Origin of the sequence: Burkholderia sp. 22PA0106 (assembly GCF_047497155.1) — a bacterium.
Classification (GTDB): domain Bacteria; phylum Pseudomonadota; class Gammaproteobacteria; order Burkholderiales; family Burkholderiaceae; genus Burkholderia.
This window is the reverse complement of sequence record NZ_CP163163.1, coordinates 3,914,062-3,931,520: the sequence shown is the minus strand read 5'-3', so window position 1 is coordinate 3,931,520 and position 17,459 is coordinate 3,914,062. Positions and strand designations below refer to the sequence as shown.

The 17,459-nt window shown below is 67.1% G+C and carries 16 protein-coding genes; 12 read left to right on the top strand and 4 right to left on the bottom strand.

The genetic code is table 11. The features are described 5' to 3' along the window. Positions 1-543: 543 nt before the first annotated feature. Entirely contained in the window at positions 544-2,517 is a 1,974-nt protein-coding gene (gene mnmC / locus AB4850_RS32565) for a bifunctional tRNA (5-methylaminomethyl-2-thiouridine)(34)-methyltransferase MnmD/FAD-dependent 5-carboxymethylaminomethyl-2-thiouridine(34) oxidoreductase MnmC (RefSeq protein ID WP_414443503.1), read from the bottom strand. Between the two features lie 380 nt (positions 2,518-2,897). On the opposite strand from mnmC, the gene AB4850_RS32560 reads away from it, so the two are divergent. Continuing rightward, on the top strand, positions 2,898-3,176 hold the full coding sequence (locus tag AB4850_RS32560) for an HU family DNA-binding protein (protein WP_006401505.1): 279 nt from the start codon (positions 2,898-2,900) through the stop codon (positions 3,174-3,176). 90 nt (positions 3,177-3,266) lie between these two features. Here AB4850_RS32560 and AB4850_RS32555 read toward each other — a convergent pair whose 3' ends face one another. Next, positions 3,267-4,571 carry a GTP-binding protein gene (locus AB4850_RS32555; RefSeq protein ID WP_414443502.1) on the bottom strand — a complete coding sequence of 435 codons (1,305 nt, stop codon included), beginning with the start codon at positions 4,569-4,571 and terminating at the stop codon, positions 3,267-3,269. 276 nt (positions 4,572-4,847) lie between these two features. Next, a complete protein-coding gene (locus AB4850_RS32550; protein ID WP_414443501.1) occupies positions 4,848-5,303 on the bottom strand; it encodes a lytic transglycosylase domain-containing protein in 456 nt (151 codons plus the stop codon). 368 nt (positions 5,304-5,671) lie between these two features. Between AB4850_RS32550 and gspD the strand changes: the two genes are divergently transcribed. From gspD to gspF, 3 genes are read left to right on the top strand one after another with little or no spacing between them, the layout of a single operon-like run. Continuing rightward, on the top strand, positions 5,672-8,017 hold the full coding sequence (gspD, locus tag AB4850_RS32545) for a type II secretion system secretin GspD (RefSeq protein ID WP_414443500.1): 2,346 nt from the start codon (positions 5,672-5,674) through the stop codon (positions 8,015-8,017). After that, positions 8,014-9,495 (top strand): type II secretion system ATPase GspE, encoded by a 1,482-nt coding sequence (gspE, locus tag AB4850_RS32540; protein WP_414443499.1) that lies wholly within the window; start codon positions 8,014-8,016, stop codon positions 9,493-9,495. The genes gspD and gspE overlap by 4 nt, the downstream gene beginning before the upstream one ends. Positions 9,496-9,499: 4 nt before the next feature. Next, the gene (gene gspF / locus AB4850_RS32535; protein WP_414443498.1) at positions 9,500-10,717 is read left to right on the top strand and encodes a type II secretion system inner membrane protein GspF; all 1,218 of its coding nucleotides are present in this window, start codon (positions 9,500-9,502) and stop codon (positions 10,715-10,717) included. Positions 10,718-10,853: 136 nt separating this feature from the next. Here the strand turns inward: gspF and AB4850_RS32530 are convergent, their stop codons facing one another. After that, positions 10,854-11,264, bottom strand: a complete 411-nt coding sequence (locus AB4850_RS32530; protein WP_414443497.1) for a hypothetical protein — start codon at positions 11,262-11,264, stop codon at positions 10,854-10,856. A 151-nt stretch (positions 11,265-11,415) separates the two neighbouring features. On the opposite strand from AB4850_RS32530, the gene gspG reads away from it, so the two are divergent. From gspG to AB4850_RS32490, 8 genes are read left to right on the top strand one after another with little or no spacing between them, the layout of a single operon-like run. Further along, a complete protein-coding gene (gene gspG / locus AB4850_RS32525) occupies positions 11,416-11,877 on the top strand; it encodes a type II secretion system major pseudopilin GspG (RefSeq protein ID WP_414443496.1) in 462 nt (153 codons plus the stop codon). A 51-nt stretch (positions 11,878-11,928) separates the two neighbouring features. Further along, complete coding sequence (locus AB4850_RS32520) at positions 11,929-12,420, top strand: GspH/FimT family pseudopilin (RefSeq protein ID WP_414443495.1); 492 nt, start codon at positions 11,929-11,931, stop codon at positions 12,418-12,420. A gap of 2 nt (positions 12,421-12,422) precedes the next feature. Beyond that, positions 12,423-12,833, top strand: coding sequence for a type II secretion system minor pseudopilin GspI (gspI, locus tag AB4850_RS32515; protein WP_414443494.1), 411 nt, complete (start codon positions 12,423-12,425; stop codon positions 12,831-12,833). Continuing rightward, complete coding sequence (locus AB4850_RS32510) at positions 12,811-13,476, top strand: type II secretion system protein J (protein ID WP_414443493.1); 666 nt, start codon at positions 12,811-12,813, stop codon at positions 13,474-13,476. The genes gspI and AB4850_RS32510 overlap by 23 nt, the downstream gene beginning before the upstream one ends. Before the next feature lie 2 nt (positions 13,477-13,478). Further along, positions 13,479-14,606: a type II secretion system minor pseudopilin GspK gene (gene gspK, locus AB4850_RS32505; protein ID WP_414445680.1), complete on the top strand. Its 1,128-nt coding sequence runs from the start codon at positions 13,479-13,481 to the stop codon at positions 14,604-14,606. A gap of 23 nt (positions 14,607-14,629) precedes the next feature. Continuing rightward, on the top strand, positions 14,630-16,048 hold the full coding sequence (gene gspL, locus AB4850_RS32500; protein ID WP_414443492.1) for a type II secretion system protein GspL: 1,419 nt from the start codon (positions 14,630-14,632) through the stop codon (positions 16,046-16,048). Continuing rightward, a complete protein-coding gene (gene gspM, locus AB4850_RS32495; protein WP_414443491.1) occupies positions 16,045-16,551 on the top strand; it encodes a type II secretion system protein GspM in 507 nt (168 codons plus the stop codon). Before gspL ends, gspM begins: the two co-directional genes overlap by 4 nt. A gap of 55 nt (positions 16,552-16,606) precedes the next feature. Further along, the gene (locus AB4850_RS32490; RefSeq protein ID WP_414443490.1) at positions 16,607-17,377 is read left to right on the top strand and encodes a type II secretion system protein N; all 771 of its coding nucleotides are present in this window, start codon (positions 16,607-16,609) and stop codon (positions 17,375-17,377) included. The last annotated feature ends 82 nt before the right edge of the window (positions 17,378-17,459 follow it).

Sequence of the window (17,459 nt, the reverse complement as noted above, 5' to 3'; positions counted from 1 at the left end):
CGCGATCTCATCCTCAGATTCCGATTCGCTAGAACTGTTCCTGATGTGCCGCGCCGGTGGCATTCCGGTGCAGCGCAGTGGTGTCCGATTGTGCCACATCTATTTCGCACCGGATCGGATTTATCCGAAGCCTGGCCGCTCGGTAGATGCCATGGGTTTATAACCACAGGTTTACTTGTATGTATACGTAGTAGTAGTTAACAAGGGCATAGATTTTCTGTGGATAACCCCGGTAAACCTCACAGATTCATAGGCTTGCCAAACTCAAAAGCCCCGCACAGCCTGTGCGCTCGCACAGCGATTCACAGAACAACTTTTGCTGTGCTGTGCGGCGAATCCAAGTTACCCCGTTTACGTCCACTGTGGTTACACAGGGAACGCACGGGAAAATCACGCGCTTATCCACAGATGCCGGTGGATAAGCTGCCGCGCACAGGCGCCGTTTTCTGGGCGGCTGTGCCGGATCGGGCTGTGGCAAACGGGAATGGGTGAAGACGGAAAGCTGGCGTGCCGCACCATTGGCGCGGCCGGAAGGTGCGAATCTCAGCCGGCGCGGCCCTGGCGCAGGGCGCGGAGCAGGAAGCGTGCGGGGTCGATGGCTTCGGCCAGTTCGCGTTCGATCGGCCAGGGTTCGCCGTCGAGCTGCGAGGCGATCAATTCGGCGCAGAGCGCGGCCCAGATGAAACCGCGCGAGCCGAAGCCGAACGCGCCATAGAGGCCTGCCGCGCGTGGCACATCGCGTGCCTGCGCGCCCGACAGCGAGGCGGCTTGGGCTGCCGCTTCGGGCTCGTCGCCAAGCTCGCCGGCCATCGGCAGACGATCGCTCGCCACGCAGCGGAACGCGACGCGGCCCGCCAGCGCTGCCGGATCTGCAATGACATCGATATCGACGTGACTGCATGGCAGCAGTGCCGCGAGCCGGGCGAGATTGTCTCGATGATCGTTGGCGCGCAGGGCTGGGTCCGCGTCGTCGGGATCGTAGGTCGCACCGGTCAGCGCGGTGCCGTCGGCGAACGGGATCAGGTAGCCGTCGCCGATCACGGGCAGCGCAACGTCGGGGGCGACGCCGGCCGGCAACAGGCTCAACTGGCCGCGCACGATCTGCACCGGCGCATGGTGCAAGCGCGCGACGCGGGGCGCATCGGCCGCGTTGGCGACGATGGTCACGGCTGCCTCGGCCAGCGTCGCGCCCGACGCATCGACGGCGCGCCATCCGCCGCCGTCGCGAGGCACGAGCTGCGCGACGTCCACACCGTGCAGGCGCGTCAGCCGCTCGCCGGCCATCGCGCATGCGGCACGCGCGAGTGCCGCCGGATCGAGCGAGCCGCCATGCGGAAAGAACCATCCGCCATGAGCAACATCGGTGCGCAAGCGCTCGGCTGCTTGCTCACGCGTGAGCAGGACGGCCAGTGTTTCCGGCATGTCGAGCGCGTCGGCCGCGGCCTGCATGCGAGCGAATTCGTCATCGTCGCAGGCCAGTTGCAGCAAGCCGTTCGCACTGCGCGAGAAGTCGTGACCGGCCGCCTCGAACGCGCGCCAGCGCGACAGCGCATACAGATAACCGGCGCGCGACAGCCGTGCGCCGAAGTTGTCGTCGATCGCGACGAGCGGATGAAACACGCCGGCCGGATTGCCCGAGGCTTCGCGTGCGACAGCATCATGGCGCTCGATCAGCGTGACGTGCCAGCCGCGTGCTGCAAGACGTTCGGCGAGCGCGCTGCCGGCCAGCCCCGCGCCGATCACGATTGCGTCGCGGGTGCTCGCGTCATGCGCGCGCGGTGGCTCGTGACGACGTACCTTCCAGCGTGGCGCGAAGGTGCCCGCGCAGGCTTCCTCTCGACACGAAAAGCCCGCATTTTGCAGGGCCTTTCGCATTTCATCGTCGATCGTGTCGACGGTGAACGTTGCGTTCTCATCGGCCAGTTTGGCGAGCGCGCGACACGTCATGGCCGCGCTTGCATTCCGATTGTTCCGGACTGCGAAGGTATTGACATGGAACGCATCGGCGCGCAACACGAGCGACGACAACATCGCCTCGGTGTCGCCGAACGCGAGCGTCAAGATCACACGCCCGGCATCGAGTTCGAGCCGATGCAGGCCCGGGGTGAGCATTGGCCACGTATCGACGAGCGTATCGATCAAGCATTCGACACCCGCTTCCCTATTGGTTGCGCTTGCAACCATATATTTGGCAGCCCGATGCAGATCCTCGCGTGAAAACGGGTGCGACTCGATTGCTACGTAGTGCAGACGTTCGCCGCGCGCCGGATCGGCACGCCAGGCGGCCCAGGTCGAGAGGAACTGCAATCCGGCGCCGAAGCCGGTTTCGACGATCGTGAAGCTGCGCCGTCCGCGCCAGCGTCCGGGCAGCCCGTTGCCGTGCAGCAAGCCGCTGCCGGCTTGCGCTGGCGCAGGGTGCGCATCGGCTGCGGCAGGCTGCAACTCGCCGTGAAACGATGAAACGAGCATGCCGTTTTCAAGGCGCTGAAGCGTGGCAGGGATCAGTCGGTCGGTCATGCGAAACAATCGAAATGGGCCGGCATCGCCCTGGAAGCCCCGTCCCGCCTGGCGTTGGCAAAAACCAACGTCATTGTGCAAGGCTGGGTTCGCACGCTTGACAAGGCCGGGCGGTGCGCTGCAAAAATGCGGGCAACGGCGCTGGAATCCGGCAAAATCCGGATGAAAATCTTTGAAACCCTTGTCGTTATTGGGTTTGCGCTGCGCTATCATAGCAAGCGCCGTAAAGCGGAAGCGCCTCAGGCGCCTTCGCTGTTACGAGGCGCGGCGCAGTCCGACTGCGCCCTGCCGTCGCCGCGAACTGCGATGCTACGGTGGGCGTACTTATAATCGGCGCGTCTGCGCTGTTCGTGTCAACCTAACCTGAGAAAGGAACCTTAATGAACAAACAGGAACTGATCGACGCCGTCGCCGCACAGACGGGCGCCAGCAAGGCACAAACCGGCGAAACGCTGGACACGCTCCTCGAAGTGATCAAGAAGGCCGTGTCGAAAGGCGACGCGGTTCAGTTGATCGGCTTCGGCAGCTTCGGCTCGGGTAAGCGTGCAGCACGTACCGGCCGCAACCCGAAGACGGGCGAAACCATCAAGATTCCGGCTGCCAAGACCGTCAAGTTCACGGCTGGCAAGGCATTCAAGGATGCAGTGAACAAGCGCTAAGTTCTGCGTTTGTTAACGGAAAAACCCGCCTTCCCGGCGGGTTTTTTTCGTCCCCGGCATCACGGCCCGGGGCGCGGCGACGCATCGCGTTCAGTGGCGATGGACGATTTCGCCGTCGTGATCGTGATCATCGTCATGATCGTGCTCCTCGATGTCCCACGCAGGGAACGGATCGGGCAGCGCGTGCCAGGCATCGGGGCCGGCCGCGAATTCGGTTTCGTCGAGCAGGCAGGCGTCGAATTTCGCACGCCACGCGTTCGTATCGAGGCCCACGCCGATCAGCACCAGTTCCTGGCGGCGGTCGCCGATCGTCGTGTCGTCCGGATCGCCATGCCAATCGGCGGCGATTTCGTCGAGCAGCGACGGATCGTCGTCCGGCCATTCGCTGCGATCCTGCGCGGCCCACCAGAGCCCCGCCGGCCCATGACGGCACACGCCGCCGGCCTGCGACAGCGAGCCGCCGACATCATGGCGCGTCGCCAGCCAGAAGAAGCCCTTGCTGCGCAGCACACCCTTCCACTCGTCGTGCAGCAGCGTCCAGAAACGCTGCGGATGAAACGGCCGGCGCGCGCGATAAACAAAATGACCGATGCCGAATTCGTCGGGCGTGCCGTGCGCATCGGCGCCGTCGCAGGCGTCGCTGCAAGCGCCGTCGTGGCGATGTTCGAGCGAGGTGAGCCAGCCCGGCGCGTTCGCGGCGGCCTCGAAATCGAAGCGCCCGGTGCCGATCACCTCGGACACCGGCACGACGCCGAAGCGGCTCACCACCTGATGCGCACGCGGATTGAGGCTGGCGAGAATCCGTTGCAACTGCGCCAGTTGATCCGCGTCCACCAGGTCGGCCTTGTTGATCACCAGCACATCGCAGAATTCGATCTGCTCGATCAGCAGTTCGACCAGTTGGCGATCGTCGTCGCCGGCGGTGGCCAGGCCGCGATCGGCGAGGCCCTGGTCGGAGCCGTAATCGCGCAGGAAATTGAACGCGTCGACCACCGTCACCATGGTGTCGAGCCGCGCGACATGTTCGAGCGAATCGCCGTCGTCGTCGACGAACGTGAAGGTTTCGGCGATCGGCATCGGTTCGGCCACGCCGGTCGATTCGACCAGGATCGCGTCGAACCGGCCCTCGGCGGCCAGCCGGCGGATTTCCACCAGCAGGTCGTCGCGCAGCGTGCAGCAGATGCAGCCGTTCGACATCTCGACCAGCCGTTCCTCCACGTGCGACAACGCCGCCTTGTCGTCGACAAGCGCGCCGTCGATATTGACGTCGGCCAGGTCGTTGACGATCACGGCAACACGCAGGCCGTCGCGGTTGGCGAGCACGTGATTCAGCAGCGTGGTCTTGCCGGCGCCGAGAAAGCCGGACAGCACGGTAACGGGCAACGGCGAGTTCATGGCGATGGATACCCCGGAAAAAGACGGAAGCAGCCGCGCGCGCGCAGGCGTGGCGGCATGAAAGCCGCATTGTGCATCAAACGCGCGGGCGGGCGGGGACGCGGGGCCGGCCGGGGGGAATCGGCAGAAGACGCGGCAGGAAGAAGCCGAGGGAAGAAACGCGCTGAACGAAGCGGATGAAACGAGGAATACGGCAGGCGAAATCGGCGGGGGGCTACCGGCAGACGGCGGCTCGGCGGTGCGTTCGCACTGTCGCCGTACCGCACCGCTCGCCCCTCAATGCGGCTCGTTGGCCGTCGGCAGCAGGCGCCATTTGGCCAGGATCGCCGCGATCTGCCGAGCATATTTGTCGCGCAACGACGGCGTTTCGGAGTGGTAAGCGCCTACCGCGGCCCAGGTGTTGCCAAACTTGTTCATCTTCTGACGCAGGTGCCACGCCGCGATGTAGACGTTCTTGCACGGCTGCATCAGCGTGTCCTTGGTGATCCCGTATTGGGATAGCCGCGACAGATGGATCGAGTTGATCTGCATGATCCCGTAGTCGGTCGAACCGTTCGCATTCCGGTTGATCGCGTCGGGTGTGTTGTGGGATTCCTGCCACGCGATGGCGCGAAGGATCAGCGGATTGACCTTCTGATACTTGGCGGCCTCGTCATAACAGTCGGCATGCGCGGGGGCGCTGAAGCCGGCTGCGGCAAGCCACGACACGAAGAGAAAACACCTAATTTGCATTAGGAAGCCTTCAAATAGCTGGAAAAACGGGAAATCGGGGCGGGAAAACCCCCAACGCGGAAAGCGGGCGCAAGCGCTGCGCCGCCCGTATCATACCGGTGCCCTGGTGCATCCCGCCACCGTCCGCGGCGGGTGTTGCGGGCGGCGGACACGGTTTTTTCCAGGGCCTTTTATTTGGAATTCTTGCGAAAACTTGCTGAAAGAAATACGACTCGCAGTGGCCGGAATGCCTTGGCTCAAAAAAGCGAGAACTCTCTCGGATCGATGTGATATTTCGGACACGAAAAGCTGATAATGTCCGTTTTTTGCTTTCCGCAATCACGCTCTACCGTCTGATACAGCCTTACCCGGCATCGACTACCCACCTCATGACAACCACTCGTTTTGCTATGCGGCGCGCTGCAAAAGCGCTCGTCGTCGCCGGAATCGTCGCGTCCCAGATCGCGGCCGCGCACGCCCAGGTCACGCTCAATTTCGTCAATGCCGATATCGACCAGGTGGCCAAGGCCATCGGCGCGGCCACCGGCAAGACGATCATCGTCGACCCGCGTGTGAAGGGGCAGTTGAACCTCATCTCCGAACGATCGGTGCCCGAGGATCAGGCGCTCAAGACGCTGCAATCGGCGTTGCGCATGCAGGGCTTCTCGCTGCTGCAGGACCACGGCGTCCTGAAGGTCGTGCCGGAAGCCGACGCCAAGCTGCAGGGCGTGCCCACCTACATCGGCAATACGCCGCGCGCCACCGGCGACCAGATCGTCACGCAGGTGTTCGAACTGCATAACGAATCGGCCAACAACCTGCTGCCGGTGCTGCGCCCGCTGATCTCGCCGAACAATACCGTGACGGCGTATCCCGCCAACAACACGCTGGTCGTCACCGATTACGCCGACAACGTGCGACGTATTGCCCAGATCATCGCGGGCGTGGACGGCGCGGCCGGCAACCAGGTCGTGGTGATGCCGCTGCGCAACGCCAACGCGATCGACGTGGCCAGCCAGCTCGGCAAGCTGCTCGACCCGGGCTCGATCGGCAATACCGACGCCACGCTGAAGGTCAGCGTCACGGCCGATCCGCGCACCAACGCCATCCTGCTGCGCGCCTCGAACGGCTCGCGGCTGGCCGCGGCCAAGCGGCTCGTGTCGCAGCTCGACGCGCCGAGCGGCGTGCCGGGCAACATGCACGTGGTGCGGCTGCGCAATGCCGACGCCGTGAAGCTTGCAAAAACCTTGCGCGGCATGCTGGGCAAGGGCGACAGCAGCAGCTCCAGCTCCACCAACGACGCCAATTCGTTCAATTCGGGCGGCGGCTCGGGTGGCGGCAGCAACTTCTCGACGGGCACGTCCGGCACCGCCCCGCTGCCGTCGGGTTCGTCCTCGCTGGGCTCCGGTTCCGGCTCGGGCAGCAGCTTCGGCGGTGGCGGCAGCGGCAGCGGCAAGAACGACGGCTTCCTCAGCAGCGACAAGGATAAAAGCGACGACAACCAGCAGGGCGGCATGATTCAGGCCGACTCCGCCACCAATTCGCTGATCATCACCGCGTCGGACCCGGTCTACCGGAACCTGCGCGCCGTGATCGACCAATTGGACGAGCGTCGCGCGCAGGTCTATATCGAGGCGCTGATCGTCGAACTGAATTCCACGACCTCGGCCAACCTGGGCATCCAGTGGCAGGTCGCGAACAACGCGCTGTACGCGGGCAGCTCGCTTGGCACCAACGTGTCGGGCCTCGGCAACACCATCACCGGCCTGACGTCCGCGGCCGCGACGGGCTCGGCAAGCGGCATCAGCGGCGGCGCCGCGGCGGCGGCCTCGCTCACGCCGGGCCTCAATATCGGCTGGCTCAAGAACATGTTCGGCATCACCGGCCTCGGCGCGCTGCTGCAGGCGTTCTCCGGGTCGAGCGACGCGAACGTGCTGTCCACGCCGAATCTGGTCACGCTCGACAACGAGGAAGCCAAGATCGTGGTCGGCCAGAACGTGCCGATCGCCACCGGCTCGTACTCGAACCTGACGAGCGGCAACAGCAACAACGCGTTCAACACTTTCGACCGCCAGGACGTGGGCCTGACGCTGCACGTGAAGCCGCAGATCACCGAAGGCGGGATCCTGAAGCTGCAGATCTACACCGAGGATTCGGCGGTGCTGCCGAGCACCTCGAGCAGTGCCAGCACGATCGGCGTGCCGACCTTCACGAAGCGTTCGATCCAGTCCACCGTGCTGTGCGACAACGGCGAGATCATCGTGCTCGGCGGCTTGATGCAGGACAACTACCAGGCCGGCAACAACAAGGTGCCGCTGCTCGGCGACATCCCCTGGATCGGCCAGTTGTTCCGTTCGGAAGGCAAGCAGCGCTCGAAGACCAACCTGATGGTGTTCCTGCGCCCGGTGATCCTGAGCGATCAGTCCACCACGCAGGCCATTACCGCGAACCGCTACGACTACATCCAGGGCGTGCAGGGCGCGTACAAGTCGGATAACAACCTGATCAAGGATCGCGACGATCCGGTCACGCCGCCGATGCCGATCGGCCCGAGCGACGGCGGTTCGCCGGCCGCGAACCTGTTCGACCTGTCGCGCATGACGCGCCGCCCGGGCTATCCGGCGAATCCGGCCAGCGCGCCGGCCGCCACCGCGCCCACTTCGGGCGTGGCCGCGCCAGTGGTCCAGCCGGTGCCCAACCAAGGCGTGACCACCCAGCCGGGAGTGCAGCCGTGAACGACGCCGTCCGGGACGCCCAGAGCGATGCCGGCCCGTCGGCGATCGCCGCGCGCCTGCTGCCCTACGGCTTCGCGAAGGCCGGCCAGATCCTCGTCGCGCAGCAGGACGGCGAGGCGATCGAAGTGTGGATCAGCGATCGCACGACCGATGCGGCGCTGGCCGAGGTCGCCCGCAATTTCGGTGCGCTGACGGCGCGTCGCCTGCCCGCCGACGAGCTCGCCCAGGCGATCAACACCGCCTACGCGCGCCAGGACGGCAGCGCGGCGCAGGTGGTGGGCGAGGTGGAAGGCGAGGTCGATCTGTCGCGCCTGATGCAGGACATCCCCGAGGTGGAGGACCTGCTCGAATCGGAAGACGACGCGCCGATCATCCGCATGATCAACGCGCTGCTGACGCAGGCCGCGCGCGAACAGGCGTCGGACATCCACATCGAGCCGTTCGAGAACGCCTCGGTGGTGCGCTTCCGCGTGGACGGCACGCTGCGCGACGTGGTGCGCCCGAAGAAGGCGCTGCACGGCGCGCTGATCTCGCGGATCAAGATCATGGCGCAGCTCGACATCGCCGAGAAACGCCTGCCGCAGGACGGCCGGATCACGCTGCGCGTGGGTGGCCGCCCGGTGGACGTGCGGGTGTCGACGCTGCCGACGGGTCATGGCGAGCGCGCGGTGCTGCGTTTGCTCGAAAAGGATTCGAAGCGCCTCAATCTCGAAGCGCTCGGCATGGGCGGCGATACGCTCAGGCAGTTCGACAAGCTGATCGCGCGGCCGCACGGCATCGTGCTGGTCACCGGCCCGACCGGCTCGGGCAAGACCACCACGCTCTACGCGGCGATGTCCCGGCTCGAAACCGCCACCACCAACATCATGACGGTGGAAGATCCGATCGAATACGACCTGTCCGGCATCGGCCAGACGCAGGTGAACGAGCGGATCGGCATGAATTTCGCGCGCGCGCTGCGTTCGATCCTGCGGCAAGATCCGGACGTCATCATGATCGGCGAAATCCGCGATCTCGAAACCGCGCAGATCGCCGTGCAGGCCTCGCTGACGGGCCACCTGGTGCTGGCCACGCTGCACACCAACGACGCGGCGTCCGCCGTCACGCGTCTGACCGACATGGGCGTCGAGCCGTATCTGCTCGCGTCGTCGCTGCTCGGCGTGCTCGCGCAGCGGCTGGTGCGCCAGCTGTGCCCGCATTGCAAGGCGCCGCGCGAGGAAGACGGCCGCATCCGCTATCACCCGGTCGGCTGCGAGAAATGCGGCCATTCGGGCTATTCGGGCCGGCGCGGCGTATACGAGCTGCTGACGCTCGACGACGACATCCGCTCGCTGGTCCACCGCAACGCACCCGATTCGGAGATCCTCGCCTCGGGCCGCGCCCGTGGCATGCGCACGCTGCGCGACGACGCGGAGCGCTGGATCGAGCAGGGCAACACGTCGCTCGAGGAAGTGCTGCGCGTGACAGGAGGCGCATAGCGCGATGCCGGCATTCCGTTTCGAAGCAATCGACGCAGGCGGCCGCCCCCAGAAAGGCGTGATCGAGGCCGACAGCGCGCGCGCCGCGCGCGGCCAGTTGCGCACCCAGGGCCTCACGCCGCTGGTGGTCGAGCCGGCCGCCAGGCGCACGGCCGGGCAGCGCAAGCAGCGCCTGTCGATCGGCCGCAAGATGTCGCAGCGCGAGCAGGCGATCCTCACGCGTCAGCTCGCCAGCCTGCTGACCGCCGGGCTGCCGCTCGGCGAGGCGCTGGCGGTGCTGACCGAGCAGGCCGAGCGCGATTACATCCGCGAGCTGATGGCGGCGATCCGCGCCGAGGTGCTGGGCGGCCATTCGCTGGCCAGTGCGCTGGCGGAGCATCCGCGCGATTTCCCCGAGATCTACCGCGCGCTGGTCGCGGCCGGCGAACACACCGGCAAGCTCGGTCTCGTGCTGTCGCGCCTGGCCGACTACATCGAGCAGCGCAACGCGCTCAAGCAGAAGATCGTGCTGGCCTTCACCTACCCGGGCATCGTCACGCTGATCGCGCTCGGCATCGTCACGTTCCTGCTCAGCTACGTGGTGCCGCAGGTGGTCAACGTGTTCGCGAGCACCAAGCAGCAGTTGCCGGTGCTGACGGTGGTGATGATGGCGCTGTCCGCGTTCGTGCGGAACTGGTGGTGGGCGATCCTGACCGGCGTGGCGCTGGTGGTCTGGGCCGCGAAGGCCACGCTGTCGCGCGAAGGCCCGCGCCTCGCGTTCGACCGCTGGCTGCTCGGCGCGCCGCTGGCCGGCAAGCTGGTGCGCGGCTACAACACGGTGCGCTTCGCTAGCACGCTGGCGATCCTGACCGCGGCCGGCGTGCCGATCCTGCGCGCGCTGCAGGCCGCGGGCGAAACGTTGAGCAACCGCGCGATGAGCCGCAACATCGAGGACGCCATCATCCGCGTGCGGGAAGGCACCTCGCTGTCGCGCGCGCTCAATCACGTCAAGACGTTCCCGCCGGTGCTGGTGCACCTGATCCGCTCGGGCGAGGCCACCGGCGACGTCACGACCATGCTCGACCGCGCGGCCGAAGGTGAGGCGCGCGAACTCGAACGCCGCACCATGTTCATGACCAGCCTGCTCGAACCGCTGCTGATCCTGGCGATGGGCGGCATCGTGCTGGTGATCGTGCTGGCCGTGATGTTGCCGATCATCGACCTGAACAACATGGTGCAGTGAGGCGGCGGCAGGCAGGCGGAACGCGTGGAGCAAGCAAAACGGGCCGCACGATGCGGCCCGCTTGCAGAATCAGCAGCATGCCCCGGTGCGGGCTGCCCCGACGGCAACGCCGGGGCGGCATTAGGGCAACGGCGGCTCAGCGAACGTAGATGGTGGCGCCGGGCGCGTTGGCCGGCAGGAAGATTTCGGTGTGCGCACCGTTGCGGTCGATCACGATCGAGCGAGCGCGGACTTCGGCGAGCTTGGTGCCCTGCATGATGTTGCTGCCCAGCGTGATCGCGCGGGCCGGGTCGCCGCCCGCGCCGATGATCGCGGCGGCACCCTGGCGCAGCGAGAGGATGCCGAACAGGTGGATGTCCTGTACCGGGTTGTGCGTGAGCTGCCCGCCGAACAGCGCGGCAGCGTCCTCCGTGCGCAAGGGTGCGCGCGCGGCGGCGGCGGGTAGTGGGGCCTGATGCGCCGAGAGCGTGATGGCCCAGTAAGTGGCCGTCGCGCACAAAGCTGCGAAGAGGGCGAGGGAGAGGATCCGGATCGAGAGCGCGTTCATGCGGGCTATTGTACGGACGATTATGTGAAATTTGCGTTGGGTGAAAGCCCGAAGCAGGGGCCGCCTTACAATGCGGCTTCGCTGGGCGGGCGGTGTGCCTGCCAGCGCCATTCAATATTGACTGACTGTTTTTGAAAGAGAGGTTTCACCCATGCAAACGTGGATCAATCGCCGCCCGCAAGCCGCGCGTCGCCCGAACGGCCAACGCGGCTTCACGCTGATCGAGATCATGGTCGTGATCGCGATTCTCGGCATTCTCGCGGCGCTGATCGTGCCGAAGATCATGAGTCGCCCGGACGAAGCGCGCCGGGTCGCCGCCAAGCAGGACATCGGCACCGTCATGCAGGCGCTGAAGCTGTATCGCCTCGACAACGGCCGCTACCCGACCCAGGAGCAGGGCCTGCAGGCGCTGATCGCCAAGCCCACCACCGATCCGGTGCCGAACAACTGGAAGGACGGCGGCTATCTCGAACGCCTGCCGAACGACCCGTGGGGCAACCCGTACAAGTACCTGAACCCGGGCGTGCACGGCGAAATCGACGTGTTCAGCTACGGCGCCGATGCGAAGGAAGGCGGCGAGAACAACGACGCCGACATCGGGTCCTGGCAGTAACGTCCCGCCCGCGCGGCCGACCGATACCGTTCCTTTTACCCTGCGTTTGTCATGCGAACCCCCGGCACCACCCTGCTGCGTTCTCCGCCCCGGCGGATGCACGGCTTCACGCTGCTCGAGATGATGGTTGTGCTCGTGATCGTGGGGATCCTCGTGACGGCGGCCACGCTGACCATGCGGCGCAATCCGCGCACCGACCTCCACGAGGAAGCGGTGCGCGTCTCGCTGCTGCTCGAAAGCGCCGGCGACGAGGCCCAGGTTCGCGCCCGGCCGATCGCCTGGCAGCCCACCGAGCACGGCTTTCGTTTCGACATCCGCAGCCAGGACGGCTGGCGCACGCTGCGCGACGACCTGTTGCGCCCGCGCGACTGGGATGGCGGCGTGACCGGCGCGAGCATCGATTACCCGGGCTCCGATACGCAGGTGAACCGGATCGTCTTCGGCACCGAACCGATCGACGTGCCGGTGCGCGTCACGCTCTATTCCGCGATCGGCAGCGCGACGATCGTCGGCACCGGCAACGGCCGCTACGAGGTGCGCTGAACATGTCCGCCCGGCTCACTCCTGCACCGCGCCGCGCCTCGCGCGCACGCGGTTTCACGATGATCGAGGTGCTGATCGCGCTGGCCATCATCGCGATCGCGCTGGCCGCGTCGATCCGCGCGGTCGGCACGCTCGCCAGCAATGCCGGCGCGCTGAACGACCGCCTGCTGGCAAGCTGGAGCGCCGACGACGTGCTCGGCCAGTTGCGCCTCGCGCATGCGTGGCCCGAGGTCGGCGAGCAGACCTTCGATTGCTCGCAGGGCAATCTCGAACTGAGCTGCACGCAGCGCGTCAAGACCACGCCGAACCCGGTGTTCCGGCGCGTGGAGGTGTCGGTCAGCAAGACCGGCGAGAAAGGCGTGCTCGCGCAGATGGTGACGGTGGTGGCGAATGAAACCAATCGTTCGCTCTGAGCGCCGCGCGCGCGGCTTCACGCTGATCGAGCTGCTGATCGCGATCGCGATCATGGCGGTGCTCGCGCTGCTGTCGTGGCGCGGGCTCGATCAGGTGATTCGCGGCCGCAATCACGTGGAAGCGGTGATGGAGGACGAGCGCACCTTCGCGCAGATGTTCGACCAGATGCGCATCGACGCGCGCCGCGCCGTCAGCGACGACGAAGCCGGCCAGCCGGCCGTGCGCGTGTCCGGCAACACCTTGCAGATCGTCCGCTATTTCGACACGCCCGGCGGCGCCCCGCGTCTGCAGATCGTGCGCTACCTGATCGCGTCGGGCCGCGTGGTGCGCCACGCCTCGCCGCCCATTTCCGACGCGCGCGTGCTGCGTGGCATGCTCGGCAGCGACAGCCTGGACGGCTGGAGCAGCGTGCCGCTGATGCGCGGCGTCGGCTCGATCACGGCGCGCATCTACGTGCCGAAGGTCGGCTGGACCATCAACATGCCGAGCGCCGACGACGCGCTCGCCAAGAACAACCAGGCGATGAAGCAGCCGATCGTCGGCAACGGGCCGCCCGAGCGTTCGGTCACGGGGCTCGAGGTCGGCATCGGCGCCACCTCGCTGCACAAGCCGATCCGGCGCGTGTTCCTGATCGGGGAATGACGATGCGCACCTTCCGGCCGCTGCCGCCCTCCTCTCTTGCCTTGCCCGCCCGGCCCGGTGCGCACCGCCAGCGCGGCGTCGCGATCATCAGCGCGCTGCTGGTGGTGGCGCTCACCGCGATCCTCGTGTCGGGCATGCTCTGGCGCCAGCAGGTGCAGATCCGCCGCATCGAGAACCAGCGCCTGCTGATGCAGGCGCAATGGGTGGCGCGCGGCGCGCTCGACTGGACCCGCATGATCCTGCGCTCGGAAGGCGATACGTCGCCCGGCGTCACCTACCTGGGCGGCATCTGGGCGGTGCCGATCGCGAAGACCCGGCTGTCCGATTTCCTCGGCAAGATCGGCGTCACCGATGTCTCGGGCGACGACGACACTTATCTGTCCGGCGACATCGAGGACGCGCAGGCGCGCTTCAACCTGCGCAACCTCGTGATCACGCCCGCGCCCGGCGTGCTGCAGCTCAACGCATCGGCGATCGGCACGCTCAAGCGGCTGCTGACCTCGCTGTCGATCGATTCGCAACTGGCGCTGCGCATCGCGCAGCAGATGCGCGCCGCGCTGCGCAATTCGGCCACGCGCTTCCAGATGGCCAACGCGCCCGGCACCGCCGGCGTGCCGGTGCCCACTGGCGGCAACACCAATTCGGGCCAGCCCGACCCCGGTTTCGAGGACGACGACGGCGGCACCGACGCGAGCCATGGCGCCTCGCCGATCGTGCCGATCAGCGTGGCCTCGCTGCTCGACGTGAACGGCGTGACGCCCGAGGTGGTCGAGCGGCTGCGGCCGTTCGTGACGGTGCTGCCCACCGTCACGCCGGTCAACCTCAATACCGCGCGCGCCGAGGTGATCGCGGCGCTGCTGCCGGGGCTGTCGGTGTCGTCGGCGCAAACGCTGGTGGCGCGCCGCGAGAACGTGTTTTTCCGCAACGTCGGCGATGCCCAGCTCGCGCTGCAGGCCACCGGCGTGCCGAATACGCTGCTGGATCCCACCCAGATCGACGTGACCAGCAGTTATTTCATCGTTCACGGGCATATTGAGCACGGGCGCGCGGAGATCGACCGCAATTCGCTCGTGTATCGCGATTCGATGACGCACACCACGCGCGTCGTGCGGATATCCGATCAGCTATAACAACGCCATCCGGGAGAGGTGTCTTGAGCACGTTGATTGTTGTTTTGCCGCCGCGCGAACCGGCCGTGCCGCTGCCGGAGTGGCAATGGCCCGAATTGTCGTTCGCGCTCGTCGACAAGGCCGGCCAGACGCAACGCGCGGGCCGCGCATCGCTGGCGTCGCTGCCGCATGCCGCCGCCACGGTGCTGGTGGTGGCCGCGCGCGACCTGCTGCTGCTGGCCGCTGCCGTGCCCGCCGTGAAGGGGCCGAAGCTGCGCCAGGCGCTGCCGAACATCGTCGAGGACTACCTGATCCAGGACCCGCAGGCGTGCCATATCGCCGTCGATCCGGTTGCGTTGCCCGATGGCCGGCGCGTGCTGGCCGTGATCGACCGCGAGTGGTTCCGCTTCGCGATCGAGGCGTTCAAGGCGGCTGGCCATCGTGCGATCCGCGCCGTGCCGGCCACGCGCTGCCTGCCGCTGCCCGACGGGGCGCCGCTCGCGCCCGCCGCCGAGCCGGTGCTGGCCGCCGGTGAGGATGACGACGCGGACGGCATCACCGAAGCCGCCGTGATCTCGCCGGTCGAAGCGCCGGTGGTAGTGGCGGCCCACACCGGCGCGAACGGCGAGCCGCTGCGGGTGCCGATCGTGGCCGCCATCGTGGCGCGCATCGATTCGATGCCGGTGGATGCGGCGCTGTCGATCGCGGCCGCGCCGCGAGTCGAACTCGCCATCGCGCGTGGCTTGCTCGGCGAAGGGCTGACCGCGCCGGCCGCCTCGGCCGGTTCCACGCTGGCCGCGCTGACCGCCGGGGCACCGTTCGAGCTGTATCAGCTCGGCGCGCCCGGTGCCGAGCCGCAACTCGCCTCGATCACCCCGCAGGCCGCGCCCGACGCGATTCCGGGCACCACGCCGCTGCCGTTCGACGCGTTCGCGCGGCGCGCGCGCGAAGCCCGCTTCAATCTCTGCCAGTTCGATTTCGAAGCGATGCCGTGGCGCTTCGACCGCGCCACCATTTCGCGCCTGAAGCTGCCGGCCGCGCTGGCGGCCGTCACGCTCGTGATCGCCGTGATCGGCATCAACATCCACTGGTGGCGGCTTGCGCACGAGCGCGACGCGCTGTCGGCGCAGATCACCGAAACGCTGCTGACGGCGTTCCCGAAAACCACCGTGGTGCTCGATCCGCCCGCGCAGATGACGCGCCAGATCGACCAGTTGCGGGTGGCGGCCGGCGAGCTGTCGCCGAACGATTTCCTGGCGCTGGCCAGCGGCGTGGCGCGTTCGCTCGGGCCGCTGCCGGCCAACGGCATCGCCTCGCTCGATTATCACGACCGCCGGCTCGACGTCGGCTTCAAGCCCGAGGTGAAGGTCGATCCCGATTTCGGCACGCGCCTCGCGCGTAACGGCCTGACGGGCGAGATCGACAGCAGCACGGGCAAATGGACCATCCGGAGCGGATCATGAAGGCGGAGTTGACCGAAACCCTGACCCAGTTCTGGGACGAGCGCAACTCGCGCGAAAAGATGTTGCTCGGCTGGGGCGGTGCGTTGCTGGTGGCGTACGTGCTGTATTCGCTGCTTTGGGCGCCGGCGCAGGACAACAGCGAGCGCATCGCGCACGCGCTGCCGGCGATGCGCCTGCAACTGGCGCAGATGACCGAGCAGGCCAACGAGGCGCGCTCGCTGGCCGCCGCCGCGCAGGGCGTCGCGCCCACCGGCGTGGCGCTGCGCGACGCGCTGAACGGCTCGCTGACCGACCACGGCATTACCGCCGCGCAGGTGCAGGTGGTGGGCAACGGCGTGCAGGTGCAGTTGAAGAACGTGGCGTTCCCGATCTGGACGCAATGGGCCGACGACGTGCGCAAGCAGTTCAAGGTACAGGTGGGCGAGGCGCATGCCACCGCCCTGAAGGAAGACGGCCAGGTGGACCTGACCGTCGTGATGCAACCGTCGAGCGTCAACAAGTGAAACCCATGGAAGCACGCAACCCAGCCCGCGGCATGATGTCGGGAGCGGTAAGCCAATGAGCTTGTGGAGGCGAATTCGCGCGGCGCTGCCGTGGTGCCTGACCGGAATGCTGGCGATCGGCGTGGTGATCGTCGCGCTGCTGCCCGCCGCGTGGGTCACGCCGCAGTTCTCGCGTGCGACCGGCGGGCACGTCAATCTGGTCGATCCCGACGGCTCGCTGTGGCATGGCTCGGCCACGCTGCTGCTGGCGCCGGGCAGCGACCGCAGCACCTCGACGCTGCTGCCGGGCCGGATCGAATGGCGTACCGCGTTCTGGCCGCTGTTCACGGGCCGCGTGCAGATGCAGATGCGTCAGACTCAGGCGATGCCCGATCCCGTCACCGTCAACGCCACGCTGCGCGGGGCGACCGTGTCGGCCGGCGCGATGGCCGTGCCGGCCTCGCTGCTGGCCGGGCTCGGCACGCCGTTCAACACGCTCGACCTGCAGGGCGACGTGCGGATCGACTGGAGCGACTGGCGGCTGTTCGGCCAGGACGTGTTCGGGCGGCTCACCGTCACCATGCACGACGTCAGTTCGCGGATCTCGATCGTCAAGCCGCTCGGCTCGTATCGCGCCGTCTGGCAGGCGCAGGGGGCGAACTCCACGCTCGATCTGTCCACGCTGAACGGGCCGTTGACGCTGGAAGGGCACGGCACGTTCGCGGGTGCCACCTCGGTGTTCAACGGCACGGCCGAGGCCGACGAAGCGCATCGCGAGAACCTCGCGGGGCTGCTGAACCTGCTCGGCAAGCCGATCGGCCCGGGCAAGGTCACGCTGACGTTTTGAGCAGGATGCGCCCGGCGGTGCAAGGCGGCCGGGCGATGCAAGAGGAAAAGGCTGGAACACGGCGCGGCGGTGAGCAGGCCGC

Excerpts from the sequence above, each read along its gene's own strand:
- AB4850_RS32555 (WP_414443502.1), bottom strand. The coding sequence starts at position 4,571 with ATGAACTCGCCGTTGCCCGTTACCGTGCTGTCCGGCTTTCTCGGCGCC.
- AB4850_RS32490 (WP_414443490.1), top strand. The coding sequence starts at position 16,607 with ATGAGCTTGTGGAGGCGAATTCGCGCGGCGCTGCCGTGGTGCCTGACC.
- gspK (WP_414445680.1), top strand. The coding sequence starts at position 13,479 with ATGCGCACCTTCCGGCCGCTGCCGCCCTCCTCTCTTGCCTTGCCCGCC.
- AB4850_RS32560 (WP_006401505.1), top strand. The coding sequence starts at position 2,898 with ATGAACAAACAGGAACTGATCGACGCCGTCGCCGCACAGACGGGCGCC.
- gspG (WP_414443496.1), top strand. The coding sequence starts at position 11,416 with ATGCAAACGTGGATCAATCGCCGCCCGCAAGCCGCGCGTCGCCCGAAC.
- gspM (WP_414443491.1), top strand. The coding sequence starts at position 16,045 with ATGAAGGCGGAGTTGACCGAAACCCTGACCCAGTTCTGGGACGAGCGC.
- mnmC (WP_414443503.1), bottom strand. The coding sequence starts at position 2,517 with ATGACCGACCGACTGATCCCTGCCACGCTTCAGCGCCTTGAAAACGGC.
- AB4850_RS32530 (WP_414443497.1), bottom strand. The coding sequence starts at position 11,264 with ATGAACGCGCTCTCGATCCGGATCCTCTCCCTCGCCCTCTTCGCAGCT.
- AB4850_RS32550 (WP_414443501.1), bottom strand. The coding sequence starts at position 5,303 with ATGCAAATTAGGTGTTTTCTCTTCGTGTCGTGGCTTGCCGCAGCCGGC.
- gspI (WP_414443494.1), top strand. The coding sequence starts at position 12,423 with ATGTCCGCCCGGCTCACTCCTGCACCGCGCCGCGCCTCGCGCGCACGC.
- gspD (WP_414443500.1), top strand. The coding sequence starts at position 5,672 with ATGACAACCACTCGTTTTGCTATGCGGCGCGCTGCAAAAGCGCTCGTC.
- AB4850_RS32520 (WP_414443495.1), top strand. The coding sequence starts at position 11,929 with ATGCGAACCCCCGGCACCACCCTGCTGCGTTCTCCGCCCCGGCGGATG.
- gspF (WP_414443498.1), top strand. The coding sequence starts at position 9,500 with ATGCCGGCATTCCGTTTCGAAGCAATCGACGCAGGCGGCCGCCCCCAG.
- AB4850_RS32510 (WP_414443493.1), top strand. The coding sequence starts at position 12,811 with ATGAAACCAATCGTTCGCTCTGAGCGCCGCGCGCGCGGCTTCACGCTG.